General features: G+C 48.7%; 27 protein-coding genes. 2 read left to right on the forward strand and 25 right to left on the reverse strand.

Annotation, left to right across the window (positions count from 1 at the left end; translation table 11 throughout):
• Positions 1-6 precede the first annotated feature (6 nt).
• Positions 7-1,071 (forward strand): threonine aldolase family protein, encoded by a 1,065-nt coding sequence (locus tag D5366_RS03355; RefSeq protein WP_240775323.1) that lies wholly within the window; start codon positions 7-9, stop codon positions 1,069-1,071.
• A 48-nt stretch (positions 1,072-1,119) separates the two neighbouring features.
• Here D5366_RS03355 and pgm read toward each other — a convergent pair whose 3' ends face one another.
• From pgm to D5366_RS03475, 25 genes are all read right to left on the reverse strand, one after another.
• A complete protein-coding gene (pgm, locus tag D5366_RS03360) occupies positions 1,120-2,766 on the reverse strand; it encodes a phosphoglucomutase (alpha-D-glucose-1,6-bisphosphate-dependent) (protein ID WP_141492287.1) in 1,647 nt (548 codons plus the stop codon).
• A gap of 191 nt (positions 2,767-2,957) precedes the next feature.
• Positions 2,958-3,395: a hypothetical protein gene (locus D5366_RS11935; protein WP_240775324.1), complete on the reverse strand. Its 438-nt coding sequence runs from the start codon at positions 3,393-3,395 to the stop codon at positions 2,958-2,960.
• Positions 3,356-4,213, reverse strand: a complete 858-nt coding sequence (locus D5366_RS03365; RefSeq protein ID WP_240775325.1) for a hypothetical protein — start codon at positions 4,211-4,213, stop codon at positions 3,356-3,358. The genes D5366_RS11935 and D5366_RS03365 overlap by 40 nt, the downstream gene beginning before the upstream one ends.
• The gene (locus D5366_RS03370) at positions 4,213-4,896 is read right to left on the reverse strand and encodes a hypothetical protein (protein ID WP_141492288.1); all 684 of its coding nucleotides are present in this window, start codon (positions 4,894-4,896) and stop codon (positions 4,213-4,215) included. The genes D5366_RS03365 and D5366_RS03370 overlap by 1 nt, the downstream gene beginning before the upstream one ends.
• Positions 4,897-4,898: 2 nt before the next feature.
• Positions 4,899-6,131 (reverse strand): hypothetical protein, encoded by a 1,233-nt coding sequence (locus D5366_RS03375; RefSeq protein WP_141492289.1) that lies wholly within the window; start codon positions 6,129-6,131, stop codon positions 4,899-4,901.
• A gap of 15 nt (positions 6,132-6,146) precedes the next feature.
• Complete coding sequence (locus tag D5366_RS03380; protein WP_141492290.1) at positions 6,147-7,286, reverse strand: baseplate J/gp47 family protein; 1,140 nt, start codon at positions 7,284-7,286, stop codon at positions 6,147-6,149.
• 20 nt (positions 7,287-7,306) lie between these two features.
• Positions 7,307-7,657 (reverse strand): GPW/gp25 family protein, encoded by a 351-nt coding sequence (locus D5366_RS03385; protein WP_141492291.1) that lies wholly within the window; start codon positions 7,655-7,657, stop codon positions 7,307-7,309.
• Positions 7,654-8,211, reverse strand: coding sequence for a baseplate assembly protein (locus tag D5366_RS03390; RefSeq protein WP_240775326.1), 558 nt, complete (start codon positions 8,209-8,211; stop codon positions 7,654-7,656). Before D5366_RS03390 ends, D5366_RS03385 begins: the two co-directional genes overlap by 4 nt.
• Positions 8,212-8,269: 58 nt before the next feature.
• Positions 8,270-9,322 carry a hypothetical protein gene (locus D5366_RS03395; RefSeq protein ID WP_141492292.1) on the reverse strand — a complete coding sequence of 351 codons (1,053 nt, stop codon included), beginning with the start codon at positions 9,320-9,322 and terminating at the stop codon, positions 8,270-8,272.
• 212 nt (positions 9,323-9,534) lie between these two features.
• Positions 9,535-10,272: a hypothetical protein gene (locus D5366_RS03400; RefSeq protein ID WP_141492293.1), complete on the reverse strand. Its 738-nt coding sequence runs from the start codon at positions 10,270-10,272 to the stop codon at positions 9,535-9,537.
• Positions 10,273-10,422: 150 nt separating this feature from the next.
• A complete protein-coding gene (locus D5366_RS11940) occupies positions 10,423-11,355 on the reverse strand; it encodes a hypothetical protein (RefSeq protein ID WP_141492294.1) in 933 nt (310 codons plus the stop codon).
• A gap of 166 nt (positions 11,356-11,521) precedes the next feature.
• The gene (locus tag D5366_RS03410) at positions 11,522-11,836 is read right to left on the reverse strand and encodes a hypothetical protein (protein ID WP_141492295.1); all 315 of its coding nucleotides are present in this window, start codon (positions 11,834-11,836) and stop codon (positions 11,522-11,524) included.
• A gap of 1 nt (position 11,837) precedes the next feature.
• Positions 11,838-12,263, reverse strand: coding sequence for a hypothetical protein (locus D5366_RS03415; RefSeq protein ID WP_141492296.1), 426 nt, complete (start codon positions 12,261-12,263; stop codon positions 11,838-11,840).
• A 2-nt stretch (positions 12,264-12,265) separates the two neighbouring features.
• Positions 12,266-13,750 carry a phage tail sheath protein gene (locus tag D5366_RS03420; protein ID WP_141492297.1) on the reverse strand — a complete coding sequence of 495 codons (1,485 nt, stop codon included), beginning with the start codon at positions 13,748-13,750 and terminating at the stop codon, positions 12,266-12,268.
• A 68-nt stretch (positions 13,751-13,818) separates the two neighbouring features.
• Complete coding sequence (locus tag D5366_RS03425) at positions 13,819-14,796, reverse strand: hypothetical protein (protein WP_141492298.1); 978 nt, start codon at positions 14,794-14,796, stop codon at positions 13,819-13,821.
• Positions 14,797-14,810: 14 nt separating this feature from the next.
• On the reverse strand, positions 14,811-15,410 hold the full coding sequence (locus D5366_RS03430) for a hypothetical protein (RefSeq protein WP_240775327.1): 600 nt from the start codon (positions 15,408-15,410) through the stop codon (positions 14,811-14,813).
• An 11-nt stretch (positions 15,411-15,421) separates the two neighbouring features.
• On the reverse strand, positions 15,422-15,823 hold the full coding sequence (locus tag D5366_RS03435; RefSeq protein ID WP_141492299.1) for a hypothetical protein: 402 nt from the start codon (positions 15,821-15,823) through the stop codon (positions 15,422-15,424).
• Positions 15,824-15,876: 53 nt separating this feature from the next.
• Positions 15,877-17,256, reverse strand: coding sequence for a DUF4043 domain-containing protein (locus D5366_RS03440; protein WP_141492300.1), 1,380 nt, complete (start codon positions 17,254-17,256; stop codon positions 15,877-15,879).
• A 57-nt stretch (positions 17,257-17,313) separates the two neighbouring features.
• Positions 17,314-17,811, reverse strand: a complete 498-nt coding sequence (locus D5366_RS03445) for a phage scaffolding protein (RefSeq protein WP_240775328.1) — start codon at positions 17,809-17,811, stop codon at positions 17,314-17,316.
• Complete coding sequence (locus D5366_RS03450; RefSeq protein ID WP_141492301.1) at positions 17,808-19,244, reverse strand: phage portal protein; 1,437 nt, start codon at positions 19,242-19,244, stop codon at positions 17,808-17,810. The genes D5366_RS03445 and D5366_RS03450 overlap by 4 nt, the downstream gene beginning before the upstream one ends.
• A 34-nt stretch (positions 19,245-19,278) precedes the next feature.
• Complete coding sequence (locus D5366_RS03455; protein WP_170211098.1) at positions 19,279-20,592, reverse strand: phage terminase large subunit; 1,314 nt, start codon at positions 20,590-20,592, stop codon at positions 19,279-19,281.
• Complete coding sequence (locus D5366_RS03460) at positions 20,576-21,025, reverse strand: hypothetical protein (RefSeq protein WP_141492303.1); 450 nt, start codon at positions 21,023-21,025, stop codon at positions 20,576-20,578. Before D5366_RS03460 ends, D5366_RS03455 begins: the two co-directional genes overlap by 17 nt.
• Positions 21,026-21,058: 33 nt before the next feature.
• Positions 21,059-21,499 (reverse strand): hypothetical protein, encoded by a 441-nt coding sequence (locus tag D5366_RS03465; protein WP_141492304.1) that lies wholly within the window; start codon positions 21,497-21,499, stop codon positions 21,059-21,061.
• A gap of 124 nt (positions 21,500-21,623) precedes the next feature.
• Positions 21,624-22,157 carry a hypothetical protein gene (locus D5366_RS03470; RefSeq protein ID WP_141492305.1) on the reverse strand — a complete coding sequence of 178 codons (534 nt, stop codon included), beginning with the start codon at positions 22,155-22,157 and terminating at the stop codon, positions 21,624-21,626.
• On the reverse strand, positions 22,157-22,507 hold the full coding sequence (locus tag D5366_RS03475) for a transcriptional regulator (RefSeq protein ID WP_240775329.1): 351 nt from the start codon (positions 22,505-22,507) through the stop codon (positions 22,157-22,159). The genes D5366_RS03470 and D5366_RS03475 overlap by 1 nt, the downstream gene beginning before the upstream one ends.
• Before the next feature lie 73 nt (positions 22,508-22,580).
• Here D5366_RS03475 and D5366_RS03480 point away from each other — a divergent pair, with 73 nt between their 5' ends.
• The gene (locus D5366_RS03480; protein WP_141492307.1) at positions 22,581-22,973 is read left to right on the forward strand and encodes a helix-turn-helix domain-containing protein; all 393 of its coding nucleotides are present in this window, start codon (positions 22,581-22,583) and stop codon (positions 22,971-22,973) included.
• Positions 22,974-23,354: the final 381 nt, after the last annotated feature.

The raw sequence follows: 23,354 nt of genomic DNA on the forward strand, positions 1-23,354 counted from the left end.
GTTTCCGTGCCTGAGGACATACGCAAGAACTTCTCCAGTGACAATGTTGTTCGGGTTTGCCCCGAAGTTATGCAAGCACTTATGGAAGCCAATGATGGCAGTGCGTCCGCCTACGGCAACGATGCATACACGAGTGCACTAGACGCTCGCTTTGGCGAAGTCTTTGAAAGCGAAGTGGCTGTTTTTCCTATTGTTACCGGGACAGCTAGTAACAGTCTCGCCCTTTCCGCCTTGGTTTCTCCTTTTGGATCTGTTGTGTGTGATGAAAGCGCTCATATTCAAAATGACGAAGGGGGAGCACCCGAATTTTTCATGCATGGAGCTAAGATCGTTACCATACCATCTGGTAATGGCCTTATGCAGCCCAGTGCACTTTCACACACCATAAACGAGAAAAAAGCCGCTGGCCTGTTAGCACCACCCATTCAAGCATTATCGCTCACGCAGGCGAGTGAATGGGGCCTAGTCTACCAAACGGATCACCTAACCTCCCTAAGCAAAGTTGCTCACGCGGAAAAGTTGACTGTCCATCTTGATGGCGCACGGCTTGGTAACGCCATTGCATCACTGGGTTGCACGCCTGCGGAAACAACCTGGAAAGCTGGTGTAGACGTTCTGACTTTTGGCGGCACCAAGAACGGCGCCATGGCAGCCGAAGCCGTAGTCTTCTTTCTAAATGATCGTACGCGGCCATTTGTTGAGAATTTTAAGCGCCGGATAAAACGCAGCGGGCATTTGTGGTCCAAACACCGTTTTTTAAGCGCGCAATTGCTTGCGCTATTGAAAAACAACCTCTGGCTCCGCAACGCCCAACACGCAAATATTATGGCTCAGCGCTTGAGCACTGGCCTCCAAGCGCTGCCCAACGCTACCCTGCCATACGCAACCCAAAGCAATGAGATCTTCATTGCGTTGCCTGAACACCTCGTTCAAAAGCTGGAAAAAGGGGGCTTCGGCTTCTACCGCTGGCCAACACCAGCCGGTGTAGACGGGACCATGATCAGACTCGTAACGAGTTTCGATACTCGTGAGAAAGATGTAGACGCACTGCTGGACTACATCGCCACATGAGTAATGACGGAGGCTTGAAAAAAGCCTCCGTCACACACCAATTGTTTGTTAGCCAGCGAAAATTTCAGCGATTGCCTGTTGAGCTTCGCTTTGAATCGTCGAAAGATGATCCAAACTTTTAAAGCTTTCCGCATAAATTTTGTAGACGTTTTCTGTCCCTGATGGACGCGCTGCAAACCAACCGTTCTTTGTCACCACTTTGAGTCCGCCTATAGAGGCACCATTGCCCGGAGCTTGGGTAAGCTTTGCCGTAACGGGGTCTCCTGCGAGCACATCAAGCGGAAACTGGTCAGGTGACAATTTAGCCAATTTTGCTTTTTGATCGGGGTCTGCTGGTGCGTCGATGCGGGCATAATAAGGTGTGCCCAAACGCGATGTTAGTTCGTGATAATGAGCACTCGGATTTTTACCCGTACGGGCTGTAATTTCTGCTGCGAGCAAGTCCAAGACAATACCATCTTTATCGGTGGTCCAAACTGTACCATCCCGCTTCAAAAAGGTTGCGCCTGCACTTTCTTCGCCACCAAAGCCCAATGAACCATCCATTAAGCCAGGAACAAACCATTTCAAACCAACGGGCACTTCAACCAAAGTACGCCCCATCTCTTCAACTACTCTGTCAATCAAACCGCTGCTGACCAGCGTTTTGCCAACACCTAAATCAGCTTTCCATTCAGGTCGGTTACGATAGAGGTACGACACGGCAACAGCGAGATAATGATTAGGATTCATCAAACCGTCAGGCGCAGCAACGATGCCATGCCTGTCTGCATCTGTATCGTTAGCAAAAGCAACATCGAAGCGGTCTTTTAACTCTATCAGGCGCGCCATAGCATAAGGGGAAGAACAATCCATGCGGATCTTTCCATCCCAATCTGCTGTCATAAAACTAAAGGTGGCATCTACTTGGTCACTAACAATTTCTGCATTTAAACCGTACTGCTCCACTATGCGTGGCCAGTAACGGACCGCAGCCCCCCCAAGTGGATCAATGCCAATTTTTATATTTGCATCACGGATAACATCCATATCAATTACAGCGGCTAAATCATCAACATAAGGGGTAATGAAGTCATACCCTTTTACGCATGACTCTCGGCGCGCATTCTCATAAGAAATACGCGTAACCCCTTCCAGTTCTTCCGCTAAAAATTGATTTGCCATGTCTTGGATGATCCGCGTAACCGCAGTATCCGCAGGCCCGCCATGTGGTGGGTTATACTTAAATCCACCATCTTCCGGAGGATTATGCGAAGGAGTAACAACAACCCCATCCGCAAAGCCGGAAGTACGGTCTTTATTATATGTTAAAATTGCGTGGGAAATAACAGGTGTCGGTGTGTAACCACCCTCAAAATCAATGCGCAGATCTAGGCCATGCGCAGCAAACACCTCTACCGCGCTTCGTTGCGCAGGCTCTGATAAGGCATGAGTATCAATCCCCAAAAATAAGGGACCATCAATGCCTTCATTTTTTCTATAACGGCAAATAGCTTCGCAAATAGCTAAAATATGGTTTTCGTTAAAGCTTCCATTTAAGGACGTCCCACGGTGGCCGGACGTCCCAAATGATACACGCTGCGTAGAAACAGAGGCATCGGGCTTAATGCTATAATACGCCTCTACGAGAGCTGGGATATTCGTTAAATGGGAAGCATCAAGCGGCTTGCCCGCCAGTGAACTAATAGAAGCCATGATTCGGGACGTCCTTGCCAAATCCGCAAAAAAAGGGATACCTACCCAGTATCCCTACAGCGCAAGAATGGCGCGATCGTGGCAGGCTGTCCAGCTATGCCCACTATAATTTACTTTCATAGCAGGCATATTTCAAAAAACGTTATTAATTAATGCTTCGCTTCAAATAATATTCAACGATTATTCATTGATTATGGTAAAAAACGATACAATACACAACCCTGATAGCCGTTCCCACCCAACGCGGGCAAACTCTCAGCCGATACAGAATAAGCACCTCCACCACCGGCGCCATAATGCGTTGCGGAGCGCCCTCCTTGGCTGCCGCTACGGCCAGCGCCTCCCCAAGGGCCAGCCCCACCGCACCCGGCAAAAACCAACGCTCCACATTGACCATCAAAGCCTGTGCTGCCGGACTGATTCCATATTGTTCCGCCAGATGAACTGCCACCATTACCGCCGGCAGACCCCGTAGGAGAATAAAACGACCCTCCTTGTCCGCCATTTGCCTGTAAAAGCGTCTGACCTTGGTATGTTACAAGAGAGGTCCCTCCAGTCTGACCCGTGCTACCACCTTGCCCAACAGACACTACAAGTGGCGCAGCAATTGAAGGATTAACTGAATACACCCCCCAAGCATCACCGCCGCCCCCCCGCCGCTTCCCGACAAAGAACCGCTTGTCGTGATGGCCGTCGACGATGCACCGCCACCTCCACCTCCAATAACCCGTAACTCGACGCTGCTTGCCCATTGCGGAACCGGAAGAGACGTATTGCCGCTCAAAAACTGGGTCGACTGGGTTACATTCGCAACGAGAGCTTTGGTGGCCAATTGTGGAATGGTCGGCCAGAAAACATCCAAGGGTACAGCACTAAGTCCCCGTAAATTTTGTACACCGCTTGGAATATTTAACGTGTAGAGTGGTACAATTATTCCTCCAGAAGGTGCCGAAGGAGCAGTAGTCGCCACCGAGAAAGTCATAACTGCGCTCCGCCTCGTTGGTAGCATCGCTCCTGAATTAGCTGGCCCCGCCTGGGTCTGGGATGGATTATTAATGTTGTAAAACGGCAGGGTAACGGCATCCACGTCTTGCTCAGAGCATAAAGCGTAAACGGTAAATGCCGCCCCTGTCGTTGGTACAGGAACAGCCACATTACTCTGGTTGATATATTGGACAGATACTGGGGAAAGATCGGCTGGTAGCCCTCCCCCGACTCCTCCAAAATTCGTACCGTCCAGCGGTCCTGGAGCATTGATAGCTCCCGGCCCCATGACCACAAACAAACCGTCTGGAGAGGGCGTACACGACAAACCTATCGCCGCTTTGACGTTAGGCCCAAATACCAGATCAGAAATATTTCCCAAAGCGGATTTAGTATAACGCCCTATACGTAAAATATCTGTATCAACTGGAACAGAGCCAGGATAAACAATAACACGATCCATTATGCTTTTACCTTAATCCAACCAATAATACCGGAAGCGATGAAAGGCTGCACTATTCGGCAAACACTCTCTTTGCTTTCAGCTTGACCCAATCCGGTTTCAACAAAAAATTGTCCCCCGGCACCGCCATACCGCAAACCGGGTGCGCCGTACCCTAATCCACCACCCACTAACGGCTGGTCATCACACGCCCATGCACCACAATCATATGCAGACATTGGCTCAATAATTTTTGGAATTTGTCCTGTTGTCGAATAAAAAGCACTCTCGACGGCACGTTTCGTATTCCGTTCTACAGTAATATTTTCCGATATTCTTTTTTTATAAAGTACGTCGCTTTCATTTAATTTACGACTTAATACTCCTCTTCCAAAGTAATCATTAGCCGCCATATCGACGAAGGCGCCTTGGGATGTATTCAAACGACTAGAGAGTTTGAACATTTCTAACTGCTGCCAAACGGCTTCAAAAATCTTGCCAAAGCCATCTAAAACCGCGTTGAGTGTAGGCGCCTGATCATCTTCACCATTTTGAGGTGGCGCAGGAAACCAACCATTCGGCAGTAACTGCCTAAAACGCCGAGAGAAATCTTTTACAGATCCCTGCACCGGTTGGTTATCAAAAAGAATTTTTCCGTCCGTACTACGCAAAAAATCTTTATTTGATGACTCTAAAATACCCATAATTAAGTTCCGATCTGCTCAACATTAAACAGCGGAATACGGTACTCTGATCCGTTAATATTTAAATGCAAGAACCCGCCGGACGCTGCCGTAGGCAGCGGACTTCCAACATTGCTCACTGGCGAAGTAATTTGTATTTCGCCACCCGCCGCAGGATACAAGCCCAAATTTCCTGACCCGTTGCTACCTGCCTGCACATACAACCCCGCTGCTTGAGGGCCCGCACCTGGCTGTACTTGGAGAATATTATTGGCGTCCGGTGAACTTTTTACAGAGAAAACTGGCTTGCCTTCGATATTTTCGAATAAAATTCCATTATCTGTAAATTCTTGTCTGACACCCTGCTCCCGTACCGAGACTGTAGAACGGATAAAAGCACCTACACCACTTTGATCCCCGTTAACCTCAGGGACGTGCCATTCCACACTGTGGTTCCGCGCCAGAACAACCGCAGAACCATATCCATTATCCTGCCCATCCGTCCCGAACAAAGATGTGGCTCCAAAGACAACCCCTGACTGCCATTGGTTAGGGTTTGCAACGAAAGTAATTCCAGCGGCAGCATCCGAAGTTCCAGACGTCTGTCCCCCACCCACCCCAAGTTGGATACCGTAGACGCCCCCACCAATATTGGGAGAATATGGCGTAGAACTTCCGACAGCCTTGCCCCCCAAATTAACGGCTTCCAACTCCATACAAAAAGTAGGCTGATAATTTACACCCGGTAAACGCCACCCCTCCCCATAAAAGGCATAAGCTGTAGTTGTCGTTGGATTACTGGTATCATCTGCAATCGCCCATGACGAAACCCCAATCGAACTAGGCTGAAATCCAATAACCTCAGGCGCATTTTTGGCATCAGATGTTCTCGAACCGGCAACAATCGCGCTGCTTCCAAATTGTGCAACAGACGCAAACTGCGCCCCTTGGATAGCCCAAGGCCCAATAGTTGTCCCAGCCATAATGGTCGACAACCAGTCATATTTTGATGCTTGTTCACGATCACTCGAAGCAAGATTTTTGGTCGCATCACCAACCAATACACGATCAGCGAAACGGCTTACTAGCGCCCCTTTATCTTGGTAAAAAGCCCCACTTGCCTCCGAAATAGCCGGAGTCCCCGCTATTTGTCCTGCTGTAGCCGTCACCGTCATGGTTCCTGCCTTGTCGGACAAAACCAAAACCTCGTCACCCGTTAATTTTGGCAAAAGAGGATACGTATTAAATACAGCCATAATTATTTCCGGAAACTAAGATTTGTTAATATTGATATTTATATTTTTTACTGACAAAGACTGTGCATCAGCCTTTGGTATATCATTTTGATTATTATTTAATAATACGTTTGATACCGCTGTAACGGCAACATTCGCCCCCACATACGCCAAATAAGACAATCGGCTATACGCATAACCAGAACCAATTGGTGTATTCACTATATCGCTTGCAATGGCAGCTCGAATGGCTTCTCTCACATTATCTTCCGATAAATAATATGGGATAGAAACATCCATGCTTACTGTAAGCTCTAAAACGCTTGGAGCCTGAACAGCAAATCCCACCCCCACAGCTCTCGTACTATCAATCGCGGCGTAAACATCCCGCAATAGCGCCTGCGTAGGCGTCCCACTTCCATCGTTAACAACAGCCGTAAAATAACCTGATCTTAAATTACCCCCGGCGTCTCTTCCGTCTTCTACCGCGTAAGATAAGCCAGCTCTCACGTCAGAAATCGCATTCTCAATCGATGCTTTACTTGCCGTTGCCTTAGCTGATAGCCAAAGAGGGAACCTTAACCGCAGTTGCTCATCTGTTTCCGCATCAACCCCGTTAGAAAATGCACTTTGATTTGTAACCGTATCAATACCCGACACGGCCGTACCCATCAGACAAATTGCACCCTCGTCTACGTTTCCCAAACTCCCAGCGATTTGACAGACAACAGGAACATCTATGCTTTCTTGACCCTGCGCGCGCACGTACCCACCCATATTAGCTGACCACAAAGGGTGTGTTTCATCTTTCACAACACTAAAAGACAACCCAGAAACCGTGCGCAAAATAACAGTAGAAAGTACCACTGCCGACTGAGCGTCTGGCGTAAAAGATAACAAGGTAACAGCGCCTGTGGCGGCCTCACCCTGAAGCCGCGCCATGCCAAAATCTGCAACAAAGCTATCACAATCCGTGCCGGTCGACGTCGACAAACGAGTCTTTTGTAATGCTTGAACAACAGTATACTGAAGCCAAAGGCCTACTCCACCCACGGCTTCCATCAAAGCACGTGTTGGTGAGCCAACCGCAATATCCAGATTTTGTGTACACGCAGCTTGCGCTGTGGATAGCGCAGTTCCCACCATGGTACCAAAAGAGCGCAGGGAAAAAGACAATTTATACCCCTAATATATAATTAAATTATAATAATCTGATTATTATTTTCTTTGTCGAAAAATTTTATTTCACAAAAATTTCCGTCTACTTGGGAGCTTACTATCTTAACTTTAAGTGGTTTTGTAACATCAATACCCGGATCATTTATAATTTGTTGACGAATTATAGCCTCCAAACCCTCCTTATCAACTATTTCACCAACTAATTTAGGTAAGCCCGCTCCGTAATCGAGTTGCCAGATATATTCCCCAGCAATGGTCAATAAACGGCGTAATAAACGCTGCTTTGTTTCCTCAATACCAGATACTAGTGAGACACTCCTATCGGAGAGGATCAAATCACCACCGAAAATATGGTTAATTGAACTCATAGCAGTGGTCTTGATGTTTGCTGTGTGCCTACAGCATGAATATGCTGATCTAAGCTTACTCTCTGTGTATAAACATCCCCACCCTTGACGCTTATACCCGAATTATCGATCGAAGCTTCAACATTACCCACATTGAATTTAACGCCATCCGCGGAAACCGAAATAGAGTTATTTCCTACACCGAATGACACTTCACTTGGAGCAACGAAACACCAACCTCCCGCAACATCCCCTTCAGAAAGCACTTCTTTTTGCTTTGAAGCCACCGACTCATAACCTGAGCGGACCAACCACTCACCAGTCCTGACAGTCCGATCCTCGCGTGGCACCTTGGGCGGCACAACAACAGTATCATAAACAGCGGCTACAACTACGAATTGCTCTGCGTCACCTTCTATTGGCAACAAAACAACATGGGTGCCCACAGATGTCGGACACGCTATGCGTAACTTACCGGCCTGAACCCCCGAAAGATCCGGCATCCAACCCGTTTCAATGTCCTCGGGCTGTACCCGCACTTTAATCGCATGGTTGGTCGGATCAGTCGCAGACACAATTCCAAAAACCGCATGCGCCATCCTATTTGACTGAATTGCTGACAAAAAACTCGATTCATTCATACCCATACCGTTTTTTTACAGTTATTTTTTGAATAAAACCCTGACTCAAAGAGAATTCTGAAATAACTCTTTCTACTGAAAGATAAACTTTGGAATTATTTATAGAAATCGAAAAAAAATTTCGCGGCTTTAAATCTAAAATTCCAGGCAGACTAATTTCAGATGAAAAAATGTGCGAATTTAGCCGGTTAAATTTTGTTCTCGCTAGATTCTTTAAATCTTCTAATTTTTTACCGGCCACTTTAAAACTATAAATTAAGTTCTGCCCATCTGGAGCTTTATTTAAAAAATCACTGCCATCATAAAAAACATGAGTACTTATACGCTGCCGAGAATCCCAAGATGCATAATGTACAACAATACCTTGGCTCAAACCAACATCCGTCGAAAAAAACCCTTCAAACCCAATACTATCTAGGTCATATACTTGCGATGTTGGCTGTGGGTTAGAATAAACAGGGGAACAAAATATCTTTGATCCTTCAGCATAAACATCACAAGACATTTCCCTCGCAATGTTAAAAACCACATCAGCAGCAGTTTGAAACCGGCTTTGGGCAATGAACATATTTCTTTTATGTTCGACCTGCCAAAATTGTCCGAACATTCTGTCGTTTACTAAAACAGGAGCATTGTATTCGATCTCTAAGCCGGTTTTCTCTGCTATTTTTTTAAATATATCTGACCCATTATAATTCATCCACTCCGCTTGAAAGCGCGTGTCTATAAGCTTAGCCAAACCATCCCGGCATTCAAATGCAATACAGCGCGTCTTGTGAGATCGTTTTATATAATCTACCCGACCTTGAAATATGCTTGTCCAATCAGAATTATTATTTTTATCACGGACTTGTAAATCCATCCATGGTGATACTATATTTCCCAAATAATACCATGAATTTATATAATTATTTATTAATACGCATGATACGTTTGCTATACCAGCTTCCTCGTATCTACTTAAATCAATATTGAAACCCTCTATCAGTAGGTTCGTATCGACTTGACCATCCCATAATAAACGTGTCTCGAAATTTCTAATCACGAACTACTCACCCCATTAGGTAGTCCCGTCCATGTGCTCTCGCTTGAAGGCGGTATTTTGAATGAAACTGGCTGATCGAAACGGGACAAATCGTAATCATTTAATAGATTAGCTGCCATTATTTTCCACCAACCGCACGCATCACCATATTTTTTGCAAGAGAGGTGAAATATAGTTTTTTCAGTAGAATTAATAATCATTAAATGCCATTTTCATAAATTACTAATATAATTTTGGGAATTTTTTATATTAGAAATACTATCAATTGATATGGTTTCAATTCCAGAGCGAACACCCGCCAAACCAAGTGTTGCATCATCTGAAATCAAAAAATTATCCAATTCGGTAGAATTTGATTCCACAACAGAAATTAAGTTCCCTTTGGCACTTTCAAGCTCTTGCGAGACTACCTGCACCGATGACGGCGCCTGCAGCCAAGTCGAACTCGTTTGTGTTACTGCGGTTACCTTCATCAAAGCGTCCGACGCCTTACTCAACGTCCCTCCCGCCCCCAATATTGACGCTAAAGGCATAATTTGAGCAGCCGTCGTTCCCAACTGAGATAATTCCGTAAAGGCATCATTCAATACGCCACCAATCCCAGTCTGAATTCCTTGCAACGCGCTACCAACTTCCCCTGAGAATAGCTGCCCACTACTCTTTTGTTGGTTAGACAGTTCTGTATTAGAAGCCTCTAATGTTAGCGAATAAGAGCAGAGGGCCCCTTTATCTTCGAACGTGTAAGAAAAATCGAAAATAAAAACTTTTAAAGCTAAACCTGCTGCAGAAAATTGAATCTCAGCACCTGCATCTCTCATACGCTCGATAGTCTGCGCTCTTTGCTGAGCTCCGGCACCTACAAACCTTCCCCGCAACTCCAGACGTGAAGGGTCATTTCCAAGAACATCTATAACTCTCTGCCCACCAGGCAAACGGTGCACAACCATCATTTGCCTGCCACCTACGCGCAAATGATCAGGCACCTCAATTCCCGCTAAGACCAAATCTCCTAACAACACAGGCGCAGAGTTCCCGAGCCGCCCTAGAGATCCTATTGCTGTGCCCAAACTGTCTAGCGTTAAGTTCATACTTTCAAACTCTCAAAAAGAACCAATACTCACCCCTGGATACTGAGGTAGCGATATTTCATCGAAACCACCGCTCCTTCGCCGCATTCGCATCTCATCAGAAATAAAATTAGTGCTTTCTCTTATTTTTTCTTCTAAAAAGGAATTATTTCTATTTTTCTCATAAAAAAAATTATGATTATTATCTGATTTATTTAATAAGTATTGTTTATTTTGACCTAAATATTCTTGAAAGTTTTCTTCTTTATTAAAAGAATTTTTGTAATTTTCAAAAGATACCCTTGACGGGTTTTGACGACTATCTGTGTACGGCACTGCAGTTCGCTTTTTTTGTTCGTGTCTCAAAAAAGATCTCGTGTACCCGTCCAACGAGGATCGTTTGCCTTTTCCAAAAAAATAACTCGTTTTCCTCAGTCGCCGGTTTTCAAACGCGAACACTCTGGAACGCTCGGAACGCTCGGAACGCTCGGAACGCTCGGAACGCTCGGAACGCTCGGAACGCTCGGAACGCTCGGAACGCTCGGAACGCTCGGAACGCTCGGAACGCTCGGAACGCTCGGAACGCTCGGAACGCTCGGAACGCTCGGAACGCTCGGAACGCTCGGAACGCTCGGAACGCTCGGAACGCTCGGAACGCTGATTTAATCCGTCGATAAATGCAAATTTCTTTTGGATTATTTCAGGTGCTGAAAATAGTTTTTTACGTTGAGAGTCCAAACCTCCCAAAGACAATAATCTCAAAATCTTCTTACTAATGTCATCCGAAGTCCGTTGTACCGAACTTTTACCCCATAATTGCTTCATTAAACTCTTATGTAATGGAGCATTGACCAAAGTAGATCGCGGTACATAAGAACTACGATAAAGAGGCTTCTTATCTAAAATCAGAATAGTACTATATCTAAATTGCTTTGTTGGCGTTGACCACCATGGATGAGTTTTCATGCATTATCCCGGTAGCATAAAGCATCCCAATCGAAGCTAAACCCATTTCGTTCGGCTGTTATGACGCACGCAGCTAACCTTCTAGCGCGCGACCAAGACAATACCTGGTCCCAAGGCACCCCAACACTCAAGAGATACAATAACTCTTGAAAGTCAGAGTGCCTACTTAGTTTTTTGCTGTACCGACCAAGTCACTTTTATTTACATCTTCATCAAATGCGAGTTGCAAACTGATCAGTCCAGCCTTGCCAATTCTTCGCGCCAAATCACGAATTTCATCTTTAGTAACAGGCATTTGTACTGGCACATTATCAATGGCCGTCACAGAACAAATCATTTCTGCATAGCCCAACCAAGCCCCGGCGGAAGGACCGTTTGCAGCTGCTCCCGCTGCCTCAATTAAATCCAACATATCAGCCGGATCCAATTCCTTCAGCGCCAGAATGCGCCCATCTTCTAATTTGAGCTCATTAATAATCATACTAGGAAACCTTTACACGCGTCGAAGCAAAAAATTGCACCGTCTGGTGCATCATGTGGTCCGATTGCCATGGATCATTTTTCAGCTTGATAGAAACATTTGTATATTCCCACGTACTAGTCGATCCATCGGGTTCGGATACATACTGGTAAATGGTGCCGCTCCCCACCGTGCCCGCGTTCCAATAAGCTGCCTCTATCGCCGCAACTAAGTTGTCCAGAGCCGATGAGGCACGTGCAATCTGGAAAGAACCACGCCAGCCATCGGGTACGTTGAATTCCATTGGCACACCATTTAACGGATGTGCACGAAGCGCCTGAGTTTCTTGCGAGGCCATAAATGAGGTGACATCACGCAAATCCACGCGCACACCATTCCACAAAACCGTAATGCGACAATCACGACCAATGCTATAGGGATTAGCCATTATCAAACACTTCCCCCAACGGTAGACACACTCACAGAAGCGCCACCCTGTAAATTAACAATGAATTTTTCGTTTATGCCTTGATAACGAACAGCAATGTCGGCTTGCACATAACCGAGAGCGGTGCGGGACTGCGGGTTATTAGTCCCGTCACACACAACACTATAGGGCAACTGTCCATCTTGTAGACCTAGAATGCCCTGCCCTAGAAGCGACGATAAAAAACCGAGCAATGTCGCTCGAATATCCCCATACAACGTGTCATTTATAACCTGACCAACGTATCGCCCCATTCCCCCAGCCAACGAAGCAGACAGATAATTGGTCAAGCGTGTATAAGCATCACTATTAACAACTGCATTACTCGACGTATTGTGACCGCACCGCACAGCCCAATATGCCCCACCAGGAGCCGGATTGCAGATAACATCTAGACCCGCCGTAAAGAGGGCCGACAATTCAGCATTAGAGTAGCTGGTACTACTACCGTTCAAACCAGCTTTTTGGCTGCCGACCACCCCAGAAAGCGCCTTGTTCAAACTTGATTGCTCTGGCGACAAAGCCGCAAGCATTCCAGCTGCAAACGCCTGCGGGCTGACCAGCATCATGCCATAAGTATCATCGTTCCAATACAACCAGTCCCCAAACATAAGCTTCAAAGCAACGCTATCGACCCCAGCCGCAGCTTTAACTGCAACAGCATTTGAAATACTGTCTGACACCTGCGTCGCAGCAATCACATAAACACCTTCGTTCAGACCAAACGCTGCCTGCGCCGCCCATAAGGTACTGTCCGTTACCCCATGCATGCACGCGACTGAACACCCTTGGCCACGCAACGCGTAAAGCCCTGTCCTTGCTTGAGAGTCTTGGCCTAAAAAGCTTGACGGTGTAGGCGTGCCACCGTCGACCCCACCAGAGAGGACAACGCTCCCTACACCCAGCGTTGGCACGGTGGCGGGTAGCTGAATACGAATAAGAGCATTTAAATCTTGGGACACTACCTGCTCTAAACCAGACCAGTCATTAGCAGAGTAGCTCGTAGTACCCAGATTGGCATGGGAGACAAGCAAAGCAAAACCACTGCCCGTAGCCGTCACAGCAACATTAATCGCATTACCAGCCGCCCCTGTATGGACGGCCTGCACAGTAACACCGTCTAAAGTCCCAGTTGCCGCCTCATCACTTCCATCAGTCACACGGACTACAACAAAAGAAGATGCTCCCTGGGTAGCCGCAATGTTTAATGCAATTCCAGCATCAGTTATTCGTTTTTGTTTCGCACCAAATGCGGCAACGTAATCGGACATTGTACCAAGTGGTACCGGGACATTGACTGGCCCCCACCCTGCTGTTCCGACAATACCCAATTTTGACGTTGCACTTCCCGCTAGCGATAACGCCTGGGGCTGCGCAATCTGTACGTAAAGGTTAGGAACCGTAAGAGCCGTTGTGTTTAAAGTGCCTGCTTGATAAATAAGAGACATACTATTAATCCCAATAAAAAACCTCTACGAAAAAATAGAGGTCATAATTTAACTATTAATCTTATGATTTATTTTTCTTTTACTGTTCCGAATTCATCAATATACAAACCTTCATACACATCGGCTGCACCTCCCACAGCAGCAGCCCGCTGTACCGCGCCGAGTGCATTTTCAATAATTTCTGGCTGAATACTTGCTATTTTTGTGCCCCAGGAACCATCAATTCCCTGCGTAAAATGGCCGCCTATGAAATTTAAATCTGCTGACCATTTAACGTCTTCTGTATCAAATTGAATATCGTAAAAATAATCACGCCTATACAATGTCTCAGTCTGCATAGTGTCGACATCCTCGACACCAGCAAAAACAATTTGTGCCTGCCCGCCGTCAGCAAGAACCAACCAACTCATTTCCGCAAGCGCCGTGTCAATCGTATCGCCCAAAACTTCGCGTACTGATGTATCCGCTGTCCACACAGTAAGACGATAACGCTGCGTTTGACGCCTAACCGTCCGCACTGACTCGCCATAACCACTCGCGCGACCTAACAGCAAATTGTCCGAAATGCTTAAATAACCGTTTTCAGCGGTAATATTTAACACACCCAAAGCTGCCAGCTGATCAGCCAAAGCATGCGCAACCCCGTCAGGAGTGTCTGTCGCGGTCACGGCATAGACAGCAGCTTGCCCACCACTTACCGCTACCCCAACAACACCAGCTGGCTCACTTCCATCCGACGGGAAAACAATTTGTACACCAGCCCCCCGCTGCAACACGGAAACCGTAGCAGCGACTTTTTTACGTACCGCCCATGGGCGCCCCAAGGGCTCCGGCAAGTTTTTGGCATTTCGCGGAACCATTGTTACCGTCAAATAATCGACTTGGTTTCTTATGCCCTGCGCCGCGAACACATCATTCGGTAGCAGCCAACCCCTCCGCACAACAACCTGCCGCCCTGAGATCGATGCGGCTCCCAACCCCTGCGGATATACCAGTTGGGCGCATCGATACGCCAAAGCCTGGCTTACCTGCGCTAGACCCGCCATCGCTAACGCACTCCTCACACCTGCTGCAAAGACATCACACAGCGCAAACCCCACGCTGATTTCTCTGCCGAATTAATTGTATAAGTTGCCCCGGTATTAGACGTAACGGTCATGTACGGACGCAAAATTACGCCCGGTAAACAAGGTAAATACAAAACAAATTGTCCCGGCCGAACCGACCCAGGTACACCGCTCTGAGCACTCTCCCCTTTAGAGCGCAACACGATTGCGGCCGGACAGCCTGACACCACAACCCCGCTAGAGCCGCTTACCGCGCTTACACTGACCATCTGATCACACGCCACACAAAGGACAGGCGCAATTGGATCAATGGCAGCAACAAAAAATGTCTGCGCTCCACAAACCAGCACATCACCAACAACGGTATCGTCCAAACAGTCCGAAAGCATGTAACGAGTGACCACCCCCCAATTAGGAGGTCTCTCCCCCGAAAACGAAGCGCCAACGTCAAACGCCAACTTCGGGAATGCATGAGGTTCTGCGACCGCCGTAAAACCATCAACAGGCCGATACTGTGTCCCCGCTCTTCCTAAAATCTGAGCAGCCTTCGCATAACCTTTCCGCATTTTGGAGGATAACAAATCAGCGTACACACATCCCCCTTTTAGATAACAACCGCTCGCCCCTCCTGTAGCTCCAGCCCGCCAGTTACCCCCAAGAAGCTACACAATCTTCGACGCCACACCGCAAACAACGCCGTCCTGTCCTGAACCTCTTTTGCGTTATGTTGCCAACTCGCAGCTTGCGCCGTATCGAGATTATCCGATGCCCCCAGCAAGGCATTTTCCAAGGAATAAAGCTGCGTCAGATACAATCTAATCTGTTGCAATTCCGGAACAGATAAATGCAATAGCCGCCACTCAAGAGCACCCTCAACAGCGAAGAAACGCCAGGACTCTTGACCTGCTTCCCCGGAGCCTACTGCCGGATAACCACAAAAGCGACGCACATCCATCTTCTCGCTCCCGGTCAAAACCGCCGAAGACAACCCTTCAGATACAGACATAGGCACCCCACAATAAAAAAGGCGGTGCATAGAACACCGCCTTTTTCAAAATCTTAGAACGTCAAGCCCAACGCATCAGTACCCAGACTTTCAATAACAACACCGCGCTTCAAATAAGCATTAGTCGCTGTCGGAATAACATTTACATTTGCCGTCATATCCGTAGGCAGCGCAAAACCACCAATCCAATACCACGATTGGGCAATAATCTGACGAAGTCGATCCAGCGGCTCACGCGTAACCATCGCCACACCATCTACCATTTCAATTAGTGCACGTTCCGCATCTGGAATATCTGAATGCCCCGTCAGCGCACAATCACCCTCAATCAACGCCCCCTGCCCCAAGAGCAATGCCCGGTGAATAGAACCAGCCCCCAAAGAAGCCTGCTGCGGTGCTTCTGTCGTCGGAATAAAACGCACACCAAGCAATTCAATTACTTGACCTGAACGATATTCCTCAGAACCATATGCCCCACGATACAGCTGCTTAAAGTCATCATCACGGAACAGAGACAGGAGCTGCAAATCATCCAGATAACAATGGTACGCACCATTAATCATCGGAACGTTATTACGCCGTAGCGTCGCAACGCCTGCCAAAACCTGTTGAAGACCCAACGTATCAGCCAAGCCACGCGCGCTGGCAGTCTGCAAAGCCGCCGTGGTCAAACGCCCATTGGGCCTAATAACCATTGGGGCAGTTGCCGCCACAACCGCCTGACCTGCCGTACCATCCGACACAGATACATTTGCCGAGAATTGCAGCGTACCGGAAACACCGCCCGGCGCCGTTGAAATATTCACACCGTCCGCCACAACCGCAACCAGCGTATAAGAACCGGCACCAACAGTCACCGTCATGCCATTGCTTGCATTAACCGGAACAACCTGACCACTTACGATCACAGACTGGAAGCCGCGTATATCGTCCACCTGCACCGCTGTGGCCGCCGAACCTAGTGTGGTAATAACGCGCGTATTACCACCAAGATAGCCGCCAACACCCCCAGGAGCACCACCAAAAAGAGTATTGCGCGCCAAACGATCAAGCGATTGCATCGCTTGCACGCCATTCGTGTTCGCATTCGCCAAAAACTGCGACGCAATGCCCACACCAGACGTCACCATATTCAAATCAATCGTATCGCCATACTGATTGATACCCAGAGTATATTGCTCAATGGACCAACCCGACGGGCTCATACCATTGTCAAAATTGGTATTCATCGTTGGGTTCATGGGCGTCGTCACCGGCGCCTTCAAACTTTTTCGCGTTTTGGTCAGCGTCTCACCAATAGCATTGGGGAACACCTCACGGTCAGCAACCTGCCGGAAACCCAAACGCGATTTCAAGCCGTTCTCAAACTCACGCGCCAGAAAACCTTGCTGAATTGCTGCCTGTAATTGAACTGGAAAATTATCAATGCTCATAATAAAACCCTATAAATTTCTGTAAAAAACTTACTTAATTTTTAAAAATCTACTTATTCAAGAGCGCGCTAAAAACTGCCATTTCCGCGCTTCATAATCCGCATGCGACGCAACCCGAGCATCAAAATGCTCGGCCCCTCCCGGCCGCGGCGCACCATGAGCAACCGTCGTACCCAAAGCCACACCAGGTCTCGCTCTTTCACCAAACAAATAAGCCCGATCACGCCGCGCATGATCGAGAGCCTCAGCTACGCCAATAACAGCGCCATCCTCCTCGCGCCGCACACCACTCAAATCAATCAATCGCACAACGTCGTCGGGGTTATGGGCGCCCATCCTCACCGCCTCAGCCCTTAGCGCAGCAGTAACGACCTCCCTATTACTCTCGGTTTTCACACGCGTGAGCGCTTCTTCGTGCGTTCGCTTCAGCGCATCTTGACGTGAGATCATATCCGCCATCTCACCGCGCATTGCCTTTACTTCGTTCTGCGCTGCTTCCAGCGCTTGGCGCAGCGCATCATCAGAAACCACTTTTCCACCAGAATTCGACATCATTTCCTCATCGAATTAAATGCACCATCAGATGCAGAACACCGCTCAAGCGCAGCCCACTCCAAGCCGGGGTCAGAATGACCCGACGCCGTTGCAAACATTTTTGCAGCAGTCTCCCGACTTAAAATTCCATTTGTTACCGCCGTTACGAGCCCTTGCGCCAAAGCCTGTAACTCCTGATCCGCTACCGGAAACCAAGGCGGCCAACGCAAACTCAAACGACAAAAAGGCAAGTCCTTAACTAAAACACCGCCAAGTCGAAGTCCGTTCTCCAGCACCCTCGAGAAACGACAAGCCATGCGGTATATTTCAAGCAACGCACCCTCGCCGTAAGAATGACGCAGCCGATCCACCAGCCAAATTAAAGGCTGACACATCATCTCCATCGCACGCCCAGACTGCGCACCCGTCAAACGGTCGCCATGCGCTCGATTGCCGTGCATCTGCTCCAACACAATCTGGCGTAACTCCCGATAATGCTCGAGCACAGCACCCGCCGCACTACCATTAATTTCCAGAAGCTTGGCATCACCCTCCGGCGGCAACGTCAAAGCAGAAGCAACACCACCCTGCCGCGCTACACCCTCTGCCAGCCCCCCCGTCTTTAAAACAAGCGTTGGGTCAGAACCGTATTTCAAACCCCTCCCGGCTTGCGACAACAGATAATCCGCTTCAATGACCGTATCGATCGCACGCTCAAACGTGCACTCACCCTCAGGCTCTCGCCCTGAGTGAACCCCCAAATTCCGTACCCAAACAATCGGCACAAACCCGAGCCCATGATGCACCGAGCGCCGCTCATCTCGCGCCCCGCCATCCATCCCGACCATCCACGGCACGGACACTATGCAGTCCATTGGCGTCCAAATACGCTGCCACCAAAACTGCGCCCCAAGTAAGTCTTCCGTAATAGGATAACCCTGCGCGGCTAGATCACGCCCACGCACCAAAAAGCGCTCTTCAACACGGAGCAACTCGCCGCTTGCATCATCCCAAAACGGCGACAAATAGGCCGTATCCAAAACGGACAACCGAGGTACACCCGCCGATACTTCGAAAAGTATGGCCACAGACCCAACCGACCCCGCAGTCGCAGCCTCCATCATCAAAGACGCCAAACGCGTCTCTGAAGCAAAGACGCCCATAGCCTCAGCAACCCGCCGATCTTCCACAACAAGACTGGGCCAATGCGAATCACCAAATAGAAGAGACGTCGCATCATCAACTACCGCGCGGCACATATTCGTCCGCACCGCAGGGCGTCGATTCGATAACGGAATATACTCTCCAGCCCCAGATCGCTCTTGAGCAAAAGGGTAAGTCAGCGCATCATACTGCGTACCATCCAGCACCCGACGCAACGCCAACAAACGCACAGTGCGCGCAGAAGCACCCGCCGGCACAGCGTAACGCTGTTGCAGGGACAACCAGTCCATGAGCTCTCCATTTAAAAAGATAAAAATGTAGGTTTCAGCGCATCAGTGAAAAACCGGATGAACCCCAACTCGCCACCTGCTCACCCGTAGTCAGCATGACCTCGCTCAGCCCCCAAACCATGGCATCCGCACGATCCGGAGAGCGAGCCCCCCGATACCCGCTCACCGAAAAATGGCACAACTGGTCTTCCAACAAAGAAAAGCGTCCATGATGCACCACTTTACCAACCTCATATAACGCCGCGACTGGCTCAGCCCTCGCAGCCTTACCCCTAGCAGCCGTCACCATCTTCACAGGTGCATGAGGCCGCACACTCCTCAACGTGCCTTCAACCAGCGCCCCGCCAAAATTACGCTCTGCGACAATGCGTTCCGCGCCCCATTCATCCAGCGCACGCAACGCCCGCCCCGCCCAACCAGCTGGACTATCACGCGCAGAAACATCTTCAAGAACATGCCCAATTCCCTGCCAATCAACGCCACAAACAACAATTCCAATCTCATCCGAGCGCGTATCTTCCGGCCCCGATGCCCCCGACGGATCGACCGAAACCACAATCCGTCTCATACGCGCAGCCACATCCGCCCGCGTCCCAGCCGTAACAGCCCCTTCACGCCGAAACATATCGAGGCGCCACAGCGCCCCTTCCACCACTGCTTGATATTCGCCGTACAAAAACCTTCGGCGCTCCCGCTCCGGCAAGGCCTCCAACGCAGCCAAATATTCCGAGCTTAAATTCTCCCGGTTAGCGTGCGGGTTTAAAATCATCGTTGCATAATGTCCGGGCGCACTCAGCGGCTCACCCGACTTAGGCTCTATCCCCAACTCAAATAACGCATAAAGCCAGTGCCCCACATTTGGTGGGTTAGCATCAATATATTCACGGTTCACCAAACCTGTTTTCTGCGCCAATCGCGTTAAAAGCATATTGCGCGCACCATAACTAATCTGGCTCGCCTCATTTAAATAAACGGTAGCAAATTCCATCCCGAGGATTTTCTCAGTACGCTGCGCGTCGTCTAGCCCACCAAAAAAAATGGACGACCCGTTCGGAAAAACAACAACAGATTCCTGCTTATCCAATTTCCACGTTACCTGCGGGAAACAGGTACGCATCACCTTTGGGAAAGTATCTCTCAATATTGAGGCCTTCAGAGCCGTCAATCGGTGCCGAAACACCCCATGCCGACTTCCCGCCTCCTTCAAAGCGCGGATAATCACCGCACGCATCAAAACAAATGTTTTTCCGGAGCGAGACCCGCCCCGCAAAAGAACGTGCCGCGCCTCACCCCCCAATAACCGAACAGCTGCGCGCTGTCCGTCATTTAACCTAAAGGGCACCGTCATCATGGCTAATATTAATCGAAATAGCGCCGGAAAGAGCTGCCCCTTCCGCTGACTTAAAACGCGCAGGACGATGCGCTTTAAGCAAAAACGCCATTAAACCATCGCTATATTTTTTCCGAATAAGCGGATGTCCTGTCTCGGGGTTACAAACAACCTTTCCCCCATACGTTATCGGCTCATCATACCCCTCCACCGCCCTACGGCGCGCTTCAGCCTCCAAAAAATCTGCAGCCTCTTCCAGAGAATCTTCCCAGCGCGCACAAAAATCAGGGTCAGCGTCTTTCCATTTATACAGCGTACCCCGCTGTACCTCAGCCACTCGTCCCGCTTCCGAAATGTTACCACTCAAAGCCAGATGCAAAAGAAACTTATCTTGACGTTTCTTGGTCCGGCTATTTGGCCGTCCAGTTTTTACAGGTCCGTTACCCGCCATGCCTTCAATCCTTACCCACCCGCACCATCCACTTCAGTTAACCCGGCGGGCCATGGCATGAACCTGCCACGCCTCCGCAGAGGCCTTGGCCCGCCGTGCCTGCTGGCGGTGGCCGCCATAAGGTGCTGCTGGCTGATATTTTTGCTCAGCACATCGCTCCATCATACGTTTCTTTTGTTCAATCACGGCCGCAGGCTTGATCCGGGCAAGTGCCCCACTACCAATTTGTCCTAAAATTTTTAATTTTCGCGTATCACGACAACATGGAATTGCACGGCAGCGTACACCCACTCTTGTCAAACCCGCTTCAATTAATTCAGACCACTCTAAATCAACGTCAGCCCGATGCACGGCCTCGTCATCATATACGAGAGGACAAAGAACAGCCTGCGCCCCCTGCACTTCCAACACAACCATTGTTTGCCAACCAACAAAAACAACCGTGCCACTTTTAAGTATATTAAATGAAGACATAAAATAAACTCCAATAAAAAAAGCCAGTCACCCGAGAGGTGCTGGCTTTTTATTATCAATACAAATCTTCAATATAGTCTTCTTATAAATAAACCGCGTTCAGAATGCAATAGTTAATTTGGCGTTAATGATATTTTTTATTTTCCATAGCTTTCAAAGATTCATAAACATGCACCAATTGTTCCAGAACCAACGCACATTGTGCAGAAACCTTCATACGAGCCCGCCCCTCTGACAAACTCGGATAAATATGCCGCGCCATAGCCGAAAACGTCATTTCCCTTGCCAACAACATTTCCAACCGCACATGAGCCGTCAATCCAAGCATATCCCGAATGGAGGAAATCCGCGCAGAGCATTTACCACGCCCCATCATCCATGTGTGTACATCACCTTTTTCACGGAATCGCCCATCTGACGGCTTTTCTTCAACAACCCCCGTCGCCGCAAATAAATACTCACGATACCAGCGGTCTGCCGCCGCCACCTCATCATCGCCAATATCCTGCGCGTCATACATGGACTGCACCGTGTTAACGACACGGTACACACCCTTCACATCACGCATGTCACCATGCTGCAAGCGCTCCGGCGTCGGCCTATTTTCATTGTTTAAAGCAGAGGGACCACGCTTCGCTTTGCCAGCCACACCCAACATCAGTGGAAACTCCCAACAACGTCACGAGCACCCATTGCCACCAACCCCGGAAATACAGGCACCTTATCCGCGCCCCACAAAGCAGCCCATGTCACACTATGCCCAGCAGGCAATGCCTCAGCCGTTTCACGGTCAATAACTTTCCGAGCAATACGCACTTTCTTCTTGGCCTGCGCAGCAACTGATGATGCAGCAAAACCCACTTTCTCGGTTTTAAATGGTTTTACTTTCGGGCTCCAACCGTCCTCTGCAAGCATTGCGGCTAGTACTCCCGCAGAAACACGTGCGCCATTTGAAACTACATTTCCGTGATCAAACATCGAAACAATTCCCATTAAATAACATTTCATGACAAAATGCCACAAACCGTATGAAAAAAAAGAGAGACTAGATTTGGCAATAAGCCATTGCTAGAAAAGCCTCATGGCCAAACAGAAACGATCAGATTCCCTCACGGTCCTCCAACGCGCGATTGGACAGCGCATTGCTTGGGCACGCGAACTCGTCATTCCTAACCAGAGCGAATGCGCTCGTCTCTTGGGCATTGACGCTTCAACCCTCAACAAGATCGAACGCGGCGACCGCGCCCCAAACGTTTTCCTTATTGCCGCACTGTCGAACCGGCTCCGCGTTTCAACGGACTTTCTTCTGAAAGGCGTCCTAAACGGTCGTACCGACGAAGAACTGGCCCTACGGCTTGCTGCACTGCACCCAGAGTTGGTGCTCCAGCGGCAAGACACGGCGTCGAACACGGGCAAAAACATGCTTTCTGACACACCTGATCCGCCCACGAAACCAGATGAGGAGGTGCACTGATTTTGGGTTTTTTGCTCTTCATACACCCTCAGGCCTTCTTCGACCGTCATAACCAACCCTCTACGCATTGACGCAGATAAAGGCCGTAGGGACAGAGCATTCTTTGCAGACAAAACCATCAAAAACCCCACCCCCCATTCGCTGACAATCACCATGAATCTCAGCGATTAACGATAAATTAATGGCAATATGCCATGGGGTCAAGGATGAAATGTGGCTTAATGCCAATTCTCACACACTTAAACCACATTCCTCATCATGGCCCCCATGCACATAAGAGCCACAACCACACTGCCCCACCAAGTTCAGCTATAGATTCAAGAAATAAAAGCGTTTTTCATGACAAAACGGTAATACTTCATCCATAATATAAAGCATCAT

The organism is Neokomagataea tanensis (assembly GCF_006542335.1).
Classification (GTDB): domain Bacteria; phylum Pseudomonadota; class Alphaproteobacteria; order Acetobacterales; family Acetobacteraceae; genus Gluconobacter; species Gluconobacter tanensis.